Origin of the sequence: Streptococcus entericus DSM 14446, assembly GCF_000380025.1 — a bacterium.
Taxonomy (GTDB): Bacteria; Bacillota; Bacilli; order Lactobacillales; family Streptococcaceae; genus Streptococcus; species Streptococcus entericus.
This window is the reverse complement of sequence record NZ_KB904155.1, coordinates 244,599-258,557: the sequence shown is the minus strand read 5'-3', so window position 1 is coordinate 258,557 and position 13,959 is coordinate 244,599. Positions and strand designations below refer to the sequence as shown.

Sequence of the window (13,959 nt, the reverse complement as noted above, 5' to 3'; positions counted from 1 at the left end):
ATGACAAATACCGCGTTTATTTGGGATTTTGACGGCACTCTAGCAGATTCCTATCCAGCCATTATGACTGTGCTAAAACAACTCTACGCGCAGCATGGCTGGGCTTTTGATGAGACGGAGGTTGGGGAGTTTATCCTTCAGACTTCCGTTAAACACTTGTTGGAGACCCAAGCAAAGAAGGCTAATCTCGAAGGGGATGACCTCCAACTGATGGCTAGTTTTATGGCAGGGCAGGAGCAGTTAGATGACCAGATTATCCTGATGCCAGGTGCTCTAGACGTTCTGGCTCAGACAGCCTCGGCTGGCGTTCGTCACTTTATCTATACCCACAAGGGAGCGACAACTGACGTAGTCCTCAAACGCCTGGGCATTGCCGATTATTTCACTGAGGTGATTAACAGCACCCACGGTTTTGCCAGAAAACCAGAGCCGGATGCTCTTTTCTATCTTTTGGACAAGTATGGACTGGACAACACCAAGACCTACTATATCGGTGACCGTTCTCTGGATAGGGAAGCTGCCGAGCGAGCAGGGATTCACTCCATTAACCTGACCCAGCCAGACAGTCCAACCAATACCAACATTGAACATTTATTGGATATTTTAGCACTACCGATTTTCTAGCAAATATGGTACAATCGTCTTATGGTAAAAACATATAATGAACACTCCAATCACAACATGAGACGCCCCGTGGTCAAGCCTGAAATTGTTGATTTTATGCGAAACCAGCAGGCGCCGGTTACTGGTCATCTGGCGGAGCTTGAGGCTTTTGCCAAGGCACACAATGTCCCTGTGATTCCTCATGAGACGGTGGCTTATTTCCGCTTTCTCTTGCAGACCTTGCAACCCAAGCAGATTTTAGAAGTCGGAACGGCTATCGGTTTTTCAGCCCTGCTTATGGCTGACAATGCCCCGTCTGCTCAAATCACGACCATCGACCGCAATCCTGAGATGATTGAGCTGGCCAAGGCTAACTTTGCCCAGTATGATCATCGCCAGCAAATTACCCTCTTGGAGGGCGATGCGGTGGATCTTTTGGGTGGACTGACGGAAACTTATGACCTTGCTTTTATGGATTCTGCTAAATCCAAGTACATCGTCTTTCTCCCTGAAATCCTCAAGCGATTAAGGGTCGGCGGTGTCGTCGTCATTGACGACGTCTTCCAAGGCGGTGACGTTGCTCTGCCATTTGACCAAATCCACCGTGGACAACGGGCTATCTACAAGGGACTTCACAAGCTCTTTGAAGCGACCCTGAATCACCCTGATTTGACAGCAACTTTACTGCCACTAGGTGACGGGCTTTTGATGATTCGTAAAAACGCAGAAAATATTGTCCTTCCAGACTAAGTTATTTTTAAGAAAATGTGCTATAATGATAGGGTTAAGATTGAAAAGGAGTAACTAATCATGAAAAAACGCTTTGTGATGGGAGCTTTGACGCTTCTGTCGGTAACAACGCTGGCAGCTTGTGCCAAGGGGGCAACAGAAGAGACGAAATTGGTCACAATGAAAGGTGACACGATTACAGTTTCTGATTTCTATGCAGAGGTCAAGAAAACATCTGCTGCTCAACAAGCTATGCTGACCTTGATTTTATCACGAGTTTTTGAGGAACAATATGGTGATAAAGTGTCCGAGGAAAAAGTTACTGAAGCCTATAACAAGACAGCAGAGCAGTACGGCGACAACTTTGCTAATGCTCTGGCTCAAGTCGGCTTGACAACAGAGACTTATAAGCAAGAATTGCGCAAAAATTTACTGCTGGAATATGCGGTAGAAGAAGCTGCCAAAAAAGAAATCACTGACGAAACCTATGCCAAGGCCTTTGAAACTTATACCCCAGAAATTACAGCACAAGTTATTCTCCTCCAAACAGAGGATGAAGCAAAAGCTGTTTTAGAGCAAGTTAAGGCTCAAGGTGCTGACTTTGCAGCGATTGCTAAGGAAAAAACCAAGGCTTCTGAGACGGAGTATAAGTTTGATAGTGCAGAAAACAATCTTCCTGCAGAAGTGCGTGCAGCAGCTGCGAAGCTTGATGTTAACGGTATTTCAGAGATTGTCCCTGTCACTAACCAGCAGACCTTTACAACAGGCTACTACATTATCAAGACAACGGCTAAGACAGAGAAGGCTTCTGATTGGAAGACCTATAAAGATCGTTTGGAATTGATGCTTCTTGCTGAGAAAAAGGCTGACAGCAATTTCCAACGTCAAGTGGTTGCGGCAGCTTTGGAGAAGGCAAATGTTAAAATCAAAGATGATGCTTTCGCCAATATTTTATCAGCTTATGCGGCAACAGATGCTGTAGCGTCATCAAGCGCTGAAACCAGCAATAGTTCAGCAGAGACCTCTAGTTCAGAGGAAAAATCAGAATAAGGTAAGAATGAGTGTTAACCATCAATGTTCAGAAAGCTGGCGGCTGTTGTGAGCCAGTCATTGATTAACATGTCTGCTACTTACTAAGAAAATCAAATAAAGAAGAGGATGACAAGGTCATTGAATGAGGGTGGTACCGCGGTTTTTCGCCCCTCGTTTGGTGGTTTTGTCATTTTTCGAGGAATTGTGCAAGATGAAGAAGTTCTATATTAAGCAAAAATTTTGGTCCTTGGCAGGCAAGTTTCAGGTCAAAGACCAGCATAATCAGCCGCACTATGAGGTAGCCGGTTCCTTGCTCAAGTGGCTCAAAGAATTTACCATCACTGATATGGCTGGTCAGGAGGTCGCTCGGATTAAGCGGCAGTGGACATGGTTTTTGCCGCGGTTTACCATTACCTTAGCCAGTGGGGAGCAGTTTGCCCTGCAAAAGGAGTTTAGCTGGTTTCGTCCACGCTATCGGATTGAGGGATTAGATATGGTTGTTCAGGGTGATTTCTGGGACATGGACTTCACCCTGAAAAAGGACGGTCGCAAGGTTGCAGACATCAATCAAGAATGGTTTCGTCTCACCTCAACCTACCAAGTGACGGTTCATGAGGAAGCCTACAGCGATTTGGTAATTGCCCTTGTCATTGCGATTGACTACGTTAAAGAAACAGAAGCGGCAGCTAGCGCTAGCTCAACCGCCAATTAAAGGAGATATTGATAATGAGATACATGACATCAGCTGAAGTACGCCAAATGTGGCTGGACTTCTTTGCCTCAAAAGGCCACAGCGTTGAGCCATCAGCCAATTTGGTACCGGTCAACGACCCAACCCTGCTTTGGATCAATTCTGGGGTAGCGACCTTGAAAAAATATTTTGACGGGACAGTGATTCCTGAAAATCCACGGATTACCAATGCTCAAAAATCCATCCGTACCAATGACATTGAAAATGTCGGTAAGACCGCTCGTCACCACACCATGTTTGAAATGTTGGGCAACTTTTCTATCGGGGACTATTTCCGTGATGAAGCGATTGCTTTTGCCTTTGAGCTCTTGACCAGCCCAGACTGGTTTGCCATGCCTTTGGACAAGCTCTACATGACTTATTATCCTGCAGATACGGATTCTTACAATCGTTGGATTGAGCTGGGGGTTGACCCTAGCCATCTGATTCCGCTGGAGGATAATTTCTGGGAAATCGGTGCTGGACCATCAGGACCAGACACAGAGATTTTCTTTGACCGTGGCACAGACTTTGACCCAGAAAACATCGGGATTCGCCTGCTGGAAGAGGACATCGAAAACGACCGCTACATCGAGATTTGGAATGTGGTGCTGTCCCAGTTCAACGCTGATCCTGCGGTTCCACGCAGCGAGTACAAGGAACTGCCAAACAAAAACATCGATACGGGAGCTGGTCTGGAGCGTCTGGTCTCTATTTTCCAAGGGGCTAAGACCAACTTTGAGACCGATCTCTTCCTGCCGATTATCGAGCGAGTGGCCGCCATGTCTGGTAAGACCTATGACCCAGATGGCGACAACATGAGCTTCAAGGTTATCGCCGACCATATCCGTGCCCTCAGTTTTGCCATCGGTGATGGGGCTCTGCCTGGAAACGAAGGGCGTGGCTACGTTCTTCGTCGCCTCCTCCGTCGTGCGGTCATGCATGGTCGCCGTCTCGGCATTGACAAGCCCTTCCTTTACGAGCTGGTCGTGACAGTGGGCGAGATCATGAAGAGCTACTACCCAGAAATCCTTGAAAAACGTGACTTTATTGAGAAAATTGTCAAGCGAGAAGAAGAGACCTTTGCCCGCACCATAGATGCAGGGTCTGTCCACTTGGATGAGCTCTTGGCAGTCTTGAAAGAAGCTGGTGAGACTACCGTATCTGGTCAGGACATTTTCAAACTCTACGATACCTATGGTTTCCCTGTCGAGTTGACCGAAGAATTGGCAGAAGATGCTGGCTTTGCCATTGACCATGAAGGATTCAAGGCAGCCATGAAAGAGCAGCAAGAACGTGCTCGTGCTAGCGTGGTAAAAGGTGGCTCTATGGGCATGCAAAACGAGACGCTGGCTGCTCTGGTTGAGCCATCCACCTTTGTCTACGGAGAGACCAGTTTGACGAGCCCGCTCTCTGTCATCATCGCTGACAATGAGCGGACAGAAGCTATCTCTGAAGGACAAGCTCTGTTGCTCTTTGAGCAAACACCGTTTTATGCGGAGATGGGTGGTCAGGTGGCTGACCACGGTGTGATTAAAAATGACAAGGGCGACACGGTGGCGAAGGTCATTGATGTCCAAAAGGCACCGAATGGACAGCCGCTCCACACCGTAGAAGTCTTGGCTAGCCTGTCTGTTGGCACAAGCTATGTGCTGGAGATTGATAAGGCACGCCGTCAGGCGGTGGAGAAAAACCACACTGCGACGCACTTGCTTCATGCAGCTCTCCATGACATTATCGGTGAGCATGCGACCCAAGCAGGCTCCCTCAACGAAGCTGGTTTCCTTCGCTTTGACTTTACCCACTTTGAGGCGGTGACCGCAGAAGAGCTCCGCCGCATCGAGGAGCAGGTCAATGAGAAAATTTGGGAGGCCCTTCCTGTTGTGACTGTTGAAACGGATGTGGAGACGGCAAAAGGCATGGGAGCCATGGCTCTCTTTGGAGAAAAGTATGGCAAGGTTGTGCGTGTCGTGACCATTGGCGACTATTCCATCGAGCTTTGTGGGGGAACCCATGTCGGCAATACCGCTGAAATCGGCCTCTTCAAGATTGTCAAAGAAGAGGGAATCGGCTCTGGCACTCGTCGTCTCCTAGCGGTGACAGGTCGTGAAGCCTTCTTGGCTTACCGTGAGCAAGAGGATGCTCTCAAGCAGATTGCGGCGACTCTTAAGGCACCGCAACTCAAAGAAGTGCCAAACAAGGTGGCCAGCCTGCAGGCTGACTACCGTGACCTCCAAAAAGAAAATGCTAGTCTGAAAGAAAAAGCTGCAGCAGCAGCGGCTGGCGACCTCTTTAAGGAGGTCAAAGAGGCAAACGGTCTTCGCTATATTGCTAGTCAAGTTGATGTTGCTGATGCAGGGGCTCTTCGCACCTTTGCAGACAACTGGAAGCAGGCAGACTACTCAGATGTCTTGGTTCTGGTGGCGGCTATCGGTGACAAGGTCAACCTCCTTGTCGCTAGCAAGTCAGCAAACGCTCACGCTGGCAATCTGGTTAAAACTCTCGCTCCAATCATCAACGGTCGTGGTGGCGGCAAGCCAGACATGGCCATGGCAGGAGGAGCTGACGCTAGCAAGATAGCGGACTTACTGGCAGCTGTTGGTGAGAATTTATAGTAGTGCAGAGGCTGGGACAAATGTCCTAGTCTCTCCTTTTTGTTATTGCTAACGACGTTAGACGCAGCGGTTGAGTGCTTCAAGCTGCCTGTGCCTTGAAGGTGGCAACTCTACTCTCTAATGTTCTGGTGTCATCACCTGAGCAGCCCTAACGAATGAGGAAAGCAATATTTCCCAAATTTCAAACCTCAAATCGCCACTTCTTAACTGTTGAAGCCATGCGGAGGTGGGATAAAAAGGTCAGGATGCCTTTTTATCGGGAAATGACACTTGCTGAGCAAGTGTCAAAAACGGTCTGGGAGAGACCGTTTTAGCCCGAATCCTAGATATTTGACAGGTGGGGAGGCATCAACTACTAATCAATGAACGATTGAGTCCCGCTCTCAGACTTGAGAAAAAGTCGTTTAGACTGTTTTCTTCAGTCTTTTTTGCTGTTCAGTTGTGCAGGATAACTACTCGTGAGAAAGTGATAGTAGGCTTGCCTCATTGGTGAATAGCTATAAAAGTAGGAATCGTTTTTAGCAGGTAGCGATGTGATGTTTCTTTTGATTTCAGAAAAACGATACCCTAACTCATGATATGGCAAGCGATATTCCAGCAAGTCTTTGGAACTCAAACCTACGTCCGTATCTTTCTCATGCAAAGTATGGTATAATGAGAAGACAAAGAAACGAGGTTATCATGTCATTTAAGGATTTTAATTTTAAGCCCTTTATCCAAGTAGCGTTGGACGAGGTGAACTTTATTCAGCCGACAGAGGTGCAGCAAAAGCTGATTCCTGTGGTGCGTTCGGGTCGCGACTTGGTCGGCGAGTCAAAGACCGGTTCCGGTAAGACCCACACCTTCCTCTTGCCTATTTTTGAAAAGATTGATCCAGAGGCGGATCATGTGCAGGCGGTCATCACAGCCCCGTCTCGGGAGCTGGCGACTCAGATTTACCAAGCGACCCGCCAGATTGCCGCTCACTCAGCTAAGGAGATTCGGGTGGTCAACTATGTCGGTGGTACAGACAAGCTCCGCCAGATTGACAAGCTAAAAAGCAGTCAGCCCCATATCGTCATCGGGACACCTGGTCGGATTTATGACTTGGTCAAATCAGGTGATTTGGGTATCCATAAGGCACATACCTTTGTCGTTGACGAAGCCGATATGACATTAGACATGGGCTTTTTGGACACGGTGGATAAGATTGCGGCTAGCCTGCCTAAGCAGGTGCAAATCTTGGTCTTCTCAGCGACGATTCCGCAGAAGCTCCAGCCATTTCTCAAAAAATACCTGACTAACCCTGTCATGGAGCAAATCAAGACCAAAACAGTCATCGCAGACACCATTGACAACTGGCTGGTCTCCACCAAAGGACGAGATAAGAACGCTCAGATTTTGGCGATCGCTAAGACCCTACAGCCTTACTTGGCCATGATTTTCGTCAACACCAAGGAGCGAGCAGACGACCTCCACGGCTATCTGGTCGCCAATGGGCTCAAGGTAGCTAAAATCCACGGCGGCATCCAGCCCCGCGAGCGTAAGCGTATCATGGCGCAGGTCAAGCACCTAGACTACGAGTACATCGTAGCGACCGATTTGGCAGCGCGTGGTATCGACATTGAAGGGGTCAGTCACGTCATCAATGATGCTATTCCTCAAGATTTGTCCTTTTTTGTGCACCGAGTGGGGCGAACGGGTCGCAATGGCTTGCGCGGCACAGCTATCACCCTCTATCAACCGAGTGATGACAGCGATATTCGTGAGCTAGAGAAACTTGGCGTGACGTTTACACCAAAAACCATCAAAGATGGCGAAATCATTGATACCTACGACCGTGATCGTCGAGTCAATCGGGAAAAATCTCATGAGAAACTTGACATCGAGATGATTGGCTTGGTTAAAAAGAAAAAAAAGAAAATCAAACCAGGTTACAAGAAAAAAATTCAGTGGGCGGTCAAAGAAAAACGCCGTAAGGAAAAACGCATTGAAGCCCGTGCCAAAGGCAGAGCCGAGCGCAAAGCTAAAAAGCAAAGTTTTTAAGCTGTTTTCCTGAATGTGAAGAAAACAAATAAAGATTGAAGAGGTGGCGTTTGAGCCTATTCTTCAATCTTTTTGTTGTTGATGATGGAAAGTGGGAACACAATCATTGCAAACCAGTCTCTTTATGATATAACAAAATAAAAAAGCAAGCTATTGCAATAGAAAGGCAGGGATTTACTATGGAACGGTACTTGGTCTGGATGGGAATTGCAATTATTCAACTTATGATGATCATATTGTTGAATAAGCAAAAAAGTCATTCGGCAAATCAGTTGACCCATTTACTCTTAGAACCTGGGGCGGAGGAGAGGTTTTTACGCCAATTAAAAACTGATTCAGAGGCTGATCGTATCAAAAAAATCAATCAACAATATGCCGTTGGACTGGCCAATTCGGTAAAAATTGCTAAGGCAGTTGCTAAAGATGTGGAATAATGATAGCAGTTGCTTATGACAGAACAGACATTCCCTAGAAAAGGTGATAAAATGACCAAAGAATCGGTACGATTAAATTTGGAGCGATTGACAGCTATTGTCCTGTCAATGCGGACAGTCGACAATCAAGAGGTGGTTGATCAGGTTACTCAGTTCTTATAAGAGACCATTGCATCGTGAAACAAGAGAAGTATCACGGACTGGTCCTAGCAACAAGACTTGGAAAGGCTCGTCAGAGTTTTGCTGATTTGGTGATTAAAAAGGTCATTCGCTTGACCCCTGAGGAGCGACAAGTCTGGGAAAATGTCAAGGAAAGAGAGGGCAATCAGACTACTAAGAATGGCATGTTAGGCTATTTAGCCAGTGCTTTTCATGGATTTAGGTGATCACTTGTTTATCTTTACAAGCCAGATGCGGTGGCATCTGGTTTTTTCTTCATAAGATTTTCCTATCGTGTCTATTAGAACTAACTATTAGGAAATAGAGGAAGAATGTGATAGACTAGTATAATTAGTAGCAGTTCCACGTAAACTTTTGGAACGTTAGAAAGGGACCTATCCTATGTTTTTAGTAGCCGTACCAGCATGGTATCAGGAGTTTTTAGAATGGATTCCAGCTGGTAAATTATTTAGCTGGCGAGCGGTATTTGATGCCCTGCCAAAGATTTTAGAACGTCTCCCTGTGACCTTGGGGTTGACGCTTGCAGGAGCATGTTTTGGCTTGGTACTAGCTCTGCTATTTGCCATCGTCAAAATCAATCGGGTCAAAGTGCTTTACCCAATCCAAGCGGTTTTTGTGAGTTTTTTGCGGGGGACGCCCGTTCTGGTGCAACTTATGCTGACCTACTATGGGATTCCGCTGGTGCTCAAAGCCATCAATACAAAGTATGGGTTTAACTTTAATATTAACGATATTCCTGCACAGGTTTTTGCCATCACTGCCTTTGCTTTTAATGAAGCAGCTTATACTAGTGAGACGCTTCGGGCAGCAATTTTATCGGTCAATCCTGGTGAGATTGAGGCGGCAAGGAGCCTTGGGATGACCGAGGCTCAAGTCTATCGCCGGGTCATCATTCCCCATGCGGCGGTGGTCGCAACACCCACACTCATCAATACCTTGATTGGTTTGACCAAGGGCACATCGTTAGCTTTTAACGCTGGGATTGTCGAAATGTTTGCTCAAGCTCAGATTCTGGGTGGGAGTGACTACCGTTATTTCGAGCGCTTCATCTCTGTTGCTCTGATTTACTGGGGGATTAGCATTATTATCGAAAATATCGGTCGTTTGCTCGAGAAGAAGATGGAGATTCAGTCACCAGACCGTGTGGAAGGAGGACGAGCACATGATTAAAATCAGCAACCTCTCAAAGGAATTTTCTGGACAAACTGTCTTGGATAACCTCAATTTGACCATCGAGAAAGGGCAGGTTATCGCCCTGGTCGGTGCCTCAGGGGCGGGTAAGTCGACCTTTTTACGGTCGCTCAATTACTTGGAAAAGCCTGACTCAGGCAGCATTGACATTGACGGTTTTATCGTTGATTTCGACAAGATTAGTAAGGAACAGGTGTTGACCTTGCGTCGCAAATTGGCCATGGTGTTCCAGCAATTCAACCTCTTTGAACGTCGGACGGCCCTTGATAATGTCAAAGAAGGCCTTAAACTGGTCAAGAAACTCTCCGACGAAGAAGCGACAGCTATTGCCAAAGAAGAGTTGGCAAAAGTCGGACTAGCCGACCGTATGGGGCACTACCCCAAACATCTCTCTGGCGGTCAGAAACAGCGGGTTGCGATTGCTCGGGCACTGGCTATGAAACCTGATGTCTTGCTTCTGGACGAGCCCACATCAGCCCTTGACCCTGAGCTGGTCGGTGAGGTTGAAAAATCCATCGCAGCAGCAGCCAAGAACGGTCAAACCATGATTTTGGTCAGTCACGACATGGGCTTTGTCTACGAAGTGGCAGATAAGGTACTTTTCCTTGAAAAAGGGAAAATTTTGGAAGAAGGCACGCCAGATCAGATTTTTAACCAGCCGAAACATGAGCGAACAAGAGAGTTTTTCGCTAACTATAAGAAGAATTTTAATTAGTCGAAAAAAGCAAGAAGTTTTGATATAATGAGAATACTCCTTTTTAGTGAGTATTTTTATGATGTGGAGACAAGGACATGCTGGCAGAGATTTTTGGTTTTTATTTACAAGGGCTGGGGCTTTCGGCGGTAACAGCAGTTGTTCTGGGAGGGCTATGGTTACTCTACCGCGCGGCTAGGGGATTGGACGATAGTCAAAAACAACGCCGTCGAGTGCTTTATGAGCTGTCTCTTATGATGCTGATGACGATTCCGGTCATGGCCTTCGCCTTTATGGCTATTTTGTTAATGGTGAAATCTTAAAAATAAATAAGGAAGTAAACGATATGTACGATACGATTATTATTGGTAGTGGCCCTGCGGGGATGACTGCTGCCCTCTATGCGGCACGTAGTAACTTAAAAACGGCACTGATTGAGCAGGGGGCACCTGGTGGTCAGATGAACAACACCTTGGACATTGAAAACTACCCAGGTTTTGACCTGATTACAGGACCAGAGTTGTCCATGAAAATGCACGAACCCTTAGAAAAAATGGGAGTTGAAAACCTTTATGGCATTGTCACTGGTATTGAGGACAAGGGTGACCATAAATTGGTGAAAACAGCTGACACGACCTATGAGACGAAGACAGTCATTGTGGCGACAGGAGCCAAGCACCGTCTCTTGGGAGCACCTGGTGAGGCTACCTATACTAGCCGTGGGGTCTCCTACTGTGCGGTCTGCGATGGGGCATTCTTCCGAGGACAAGACCTCTTGGTTGTCGGTGGCGGAGACTCTGCTGTTGAAGAAGCCCTCTTTCTGACACGATTTGCTTCTAGTGTCACCATTATTCACCGACGTGATGAACTTCGTGCCCAAAAAGTTTTGCAAGACAGAGCCTTTGCTAACGATAAGATTAAGTTTATCTGGGACAGTGTCGTTAAGGAAATTAAGGGCAGTGACATCAAGGTTGATAGTGTTTTGGTGGAGAATGTCAAAACTGGTGAGCTGTCTGAACATGCCTTTGGCGGGGTCTTTATTTATGTTGGTCTAGACCCAGTTTCAGGTATGGTTGATGGTCTTGGCATTACAGATGAGCAAGGGTGGATTGTGACAGATGAGCTGATGCGTACAGTGGTACCTGGAATTTTTGCCATCGGTGATGTTCGTCAAAAACACCTGCGTCAGATTACAACTGCTGTGGGTGATGGCGCCATTGCTGGTCAGCAGGCTTATCAGTACATTGTGGAACACGGATAAAAGAGCCTGTTCTTGTTATTGAGTAAAAGTTCACAAAAATAGCCCTCTTGGGCTATTTTTGGTATAATGGTGAGGTGAAAACTAGCTCTGCTATGTCCAGAAAAGGAGAAAATATGCTATACCCAGATGACAGTTTAACCCTGCATACGGATCTGTACCAGATTAACATGATGCAAGTCTATTTTAAGCAAGGTATTCACAACAAGCATGCGGTCTTTGAGGCTTACTTCCGAAAGCTCCCCTTTAACAATGGTTATGCCGTGTTTGCGGGCTTGGAGCGCTTGGTCAAGTATCTGCAGAATTTGCGTTTTACGGAGACAGACATCGCTTACCTGCGGGAGATGGGCTATGATGAGGACTATCTAGCTTATCTAGCGGACTTCAAGCTCCAGCTAACGGTTCGGTCGGCGCGTGAGGGGGACTTGGTCTTTGCCAATGAGCCCTTGGTGCAGATTGAAGGACCGCTAGCCCATTGCCAGTTGATTGAAACCGCCCTGCTCAACATCGTAAACTTCCAGACCTTGATTGCGACCAAGGCAGCTCGGATTAAGGCTGTTATCGAGGACGAGCCTTTATTGGAATTTGGAACACGTCGGGCTCAGGAGATGGACGCTGCCATCTGGGGAACACGAGCAGCTGTTATCGGTGGGGCTGACGGCACCAGCAATGTGCGGGCAGGCAAGATTTTTGGCATTCCTGTCCTTGGAACCCATGCTCACGCTTTGGTTCAGACCTATGGTGATGATTACAAGGCCTTTAAGGCCTATGCCGAGACCCACTACGACTGTGTTTTCCTCGTTGACACCTATGATACCCTTCGAGTTGGGGTGCCTGCGGCCATCGCTGTCGCTAAAGAGTTCGGGGATAGGATTAACTTTAAAGGAGTGAGACTGGATTCGGGTGATATGGCCTACCTGTCTAAGAAAGTCCGTCAACAGCTAGACGATGCTGGCTTCCCAAATGCCAAAATCTACGCCTCAAACGACCTCGATGAGAATACCATCCTCAACCTCAAGATGCAAAAGGCCAAAATTGATGTCTGGGGCGTCGGCACCAAACTGATTACTGCCTATGACCAGCCAGCTCTTGGTGCGGTTTATAAGATTGTCTCCATCGAAAACGACGAAGGGCGCATGGTTGATACCATCAAGCTCTCCAGCAACGCCGAAAAAGTCTCCACACCAGGTAAGAAACAAGTCTGGCGCATCACCAGCTGTGCCAAAGGCAAGTCAGAAGGGGATTACATCACCTATGCTGATGTTGATGTGACCAGTATGGATGAGATTTTTATGTTCCATCCCGTCTACACCTACATCAATAAGACGGTGCGTGAGTTCGAAGCCAGGCCGCTCTTGATTGACATTTTCAGAGACGGCGAGCTGGTCTATGACCTGCCGATCCTTGAGGAGATTAAAGAGTACAGCCGCCAGCAGTACGACCAACTCTGGGACGAGTACAAGCGGATTCTCAACCCGCAGCCTTATCCAGTTGACCTCGCTCAAGACGTCTGGGATAACAAGATGAAGATTATCGATGACCTCCGCAAGAAAGCACAAGAACAAGCAAAGGAGAACGGGCAATGAGTTTACAAGATGACATCATCAACCAACTGGGGGTCAAACCCATCATTGACCCAGCAACAGAAATTCGCCTCTCCATCGACTTTCTAAAGGCTTATCTGCGCAAACACCCCTTTCTTAAAAGTTTGGTATTGGGCATTTCAGGTGGGCAGGATTCGACCCTCGCTGGGCGCCTGGCCCAGCTCGCCATCGCAGAGCTCCGTCAGGAGACCGGTGATGACAGTTATCAGTTCATCGCTGTGCGCTTGCCTTATGGTGTCCAGGCAGATGAAGCCGATGCCCAAAAAGCCTTAGCCTTTATCCAACCGGACCAAACCCTGACGGTCAATATCAAAGAAGGTGTTGATGGCATGGTTGCTGGTTTAGCAGCAGCTGGACAGTCCATCTCTGACTTCAATAAGGGCAATATCAAGGCCAGAATGCGCATGATTGCCCAGTACGCTATTGCAGGGGATAACAAGGGTGCTGTCATCGGAACGGATCATGCTGCTGAGAATATCACAGGTTTCTTTACCAAGTTTGGTGATGGCGGCGCAGACATTCTGCCCCTGTTTCGTCTCAACAAACGCCAAGGGAAGCAACTCTTGCAGGAACTAGGAGCAGACCCTGCCCTTTACAACAAAGTCCCAATTGCAGATCTTGAGGAAAACAAACCTCAGCAGGCTGACGAAGTAGCGCTCGGTGTCACCTACACGGCTATTGACGACTATCTTGAAGGCAAGACCATCGCAGAGCAAGACCGCCAGATTATTGAAAGTTGGTGGCATAAGACCCAGCACAAACGCCATCTGCCGATTACAATTTTTGATGAGTTTTGGAAATAGCTGAGCGGCCTCTCGGTGTCTTAGTCTAATATGATGAAGTAACAAATATATAAAGAGATTT

The 13,959-nt window shown here is 47.3% G+C and carries 15 protein-coding genes; all 15 read left to right on the top strand.

Going from position 1 to position 13,959, the window contains the following annotated elements; genetic code table 11:
• The 15 genes from A3GW_RS0101240 to nadE all read left to right on the top strand — a co-directional run bounded on the left by A3GW_RS0101240 (position 1) and on the right by nadE (position 13,898).
• Positions 1 to 624: an HAD-IA family hydrolase gene (locus A3GW_RS0101240; protein ID WP_018367502.1), complete on the top strand. Its 624-nt coding sequence runs from the start codon at positions 1 to 3 to the stop codon at positions 622 to 624.
• Between the two features lie 21 nt (positions 625 to 645).
• Positions 646 to 1,353 (top strand): O-methyltransferase, encoded by a 708-nt coding sequence (locus A3GW_RS0101235; RefSeq protein ID WP_026216531.1) that lies wholly within the window; start codon positions 646 to 648, stop codon positions 1,351 to 1,353.
• 60 nt (positions 1,354 to 1,413) lie between these two features.
• Positions 1,414 to 2,382, top strand: coding sequence for a peptidyl-prolyl cis-trans isomerase (locus tag A3GW_RS0101230; RefSeq protein ID WP_018367500.1), 969 nt, complete (start codon positions 1,414 to 1,416; stop codon positions 2,380 to 2,382).
• A 193-nt stretch (positions 2,383 to 2,575) separates the two neighbouring features.
• Positions 2,576 to 3,076 (top strand): LURP-one-related/scramblase family protein, encoded by a 501-nt coding sequence (locus A3GW_RS0101225; protein ID WP_018367499.1) that lies wholly within the window; start codon positions 2,576 to 2,578, stop codon positions 3,074 to 3,076.
• 14 nt (positions 3,077 to 3,090) lie between these two features.
• Positions 3,091 to 5,709 (top strand): alanine--tRNA ligase, encoded by a 2,619-nt coding sequence (gene alaS, locus A3GW_RS0101220; protein WP_018367498.1) that lies wholly within the window; start codon positions 3,091 to 3,093, stop codon positions 5,707 to 5,709.
• A gap of 681 nt (positions 5,710 to 6,390) precedes the next feature.
• Positions 6,391 to 7,734 (top strand): DEAD/DEAH box helicase, encoded by a 1,344-nt coding sequence (locus tag A3GW_RS0101215; protein ID WP_018367497.1) that lies wholly within the window; start codon positions 6,391 to 6,393, stop codon positions 7,732 to 7,734.
• Between the two features lie 200 nt (positions 7,735 to 7,934).
• On the top strand, positions 7,935 to 8,168 hold the full coding sequence (locus A3GW_RS0101210) for a hypothetical protein (RefSeq protein ID WP_169333168.1): 234 nt from the start codon (positions 7,935 to 7,937) through the stop codon (positions 8,166 to 8,168).
• Positions 8,169 to 8,183: 15 nt separating this feature from the next.
• The gene (locus A3GW_RS11760) at positions 8,184 to 8,330 is read left to right on the top strand and encodes a hypothetical protein (RefSeq protein ID WP_169333167.1); all 147 of its coding nucleotides are present in this window, start codon (positions 8,184 to 8,186) and stop codon (positions 8,328 to 8,330) included.
• 14 nt (positions 8,331 to 8,344) lie between these two features.
• Complete coding sequence (locus A3GW_RS0101200; protein WP_018367494.1) at positions 8,345 to 8,554, top strand: hypothetical protein; 210 nt, start codon at positions 8,345 to 8,347, stop codon at positions 8,552 to 8,554.
• Between the two features lie 175 nt (positions 8,555 to 8,729).
• Positions 8,730 to 9,518, top strand: a complete 789-nt coding sequence (locus A3GW_RS0101195; RefSeq protein WP_018367493.1) for an amino acid ABC transporter permease — start codon at positions 8,730 to 8,732, stop codon at positions 9,516 to 9,518.
• Positions 9,511 to 10,254, top strand: coding sequence for an amino acid ABC transporter ATP-binding protein (locus A3GW_RS0101190; protein WP_018367492.1), 744 nt, complete (start codon positions 9,511 to 9,513; stop codon positions 10,252 to 10,254). Before A3GW_RS0101195 ends, A3GW_RS0101190 begins: the two co-directional genes overlap by 8 nt.
• Before the next feature lie 77 nt (positions 10,255 to 10,331).
• Positions 10,332 to 10,556, top strand: coding sequence for a DUF4059 family protein (locus A3GW_RS0101185; protein WP_018367491.1), 225 nt, complete (start codon positions 10,332 to 10,334; stop codon positions 10,554 to 10,556).
• A 23-nt stretch (positions 10,557 to 10,579) separates the two neighbouring features.
• Positions 10,580 to 11,494 (top strand): thioredoxin-disulfide reductase, encoded by a 915-nt coding sequence (gene trxB, locus A3GW_RS0101180; RefSeq protein ID WP_018367490.1) that lies wholly within the window; start codon positions 10,580 to 10,582, stop codon positions 11,492 to 11,494.
• A 113-nt stretch (positions 11,495 to 11,607) separates the two neighbouring features.
• Positions 11,608 to 13,077, top strand: a complete 1,470-nt coding sequence (locus A3GW_RS0101175) for a nicotinate phosphoribosyltransferase (protein WP_018367489.1) — start codon at positions 11,608 to 11,610, stop codon at positions 13,075 to 13,077.
• On the top strand, positions 13,074 to 13,898 hold the full coding sequence (nadE, locus tag A3GW_RS0101170; RefSeq protein WP_018367488.1) for an ammonia-dependent NAD(+) synthetase: 825 nt from the start codon (positions 13,074 to 13,076) through the stop codon (positions 13,896 to 13,898). The genes A3GW_RS0101175 and nadE overlap by 4 nt, the downstream gene beginning before the upstream one ends.
• Positions 13,899 to 13,959: the final 61 nt, after the last annotated feature.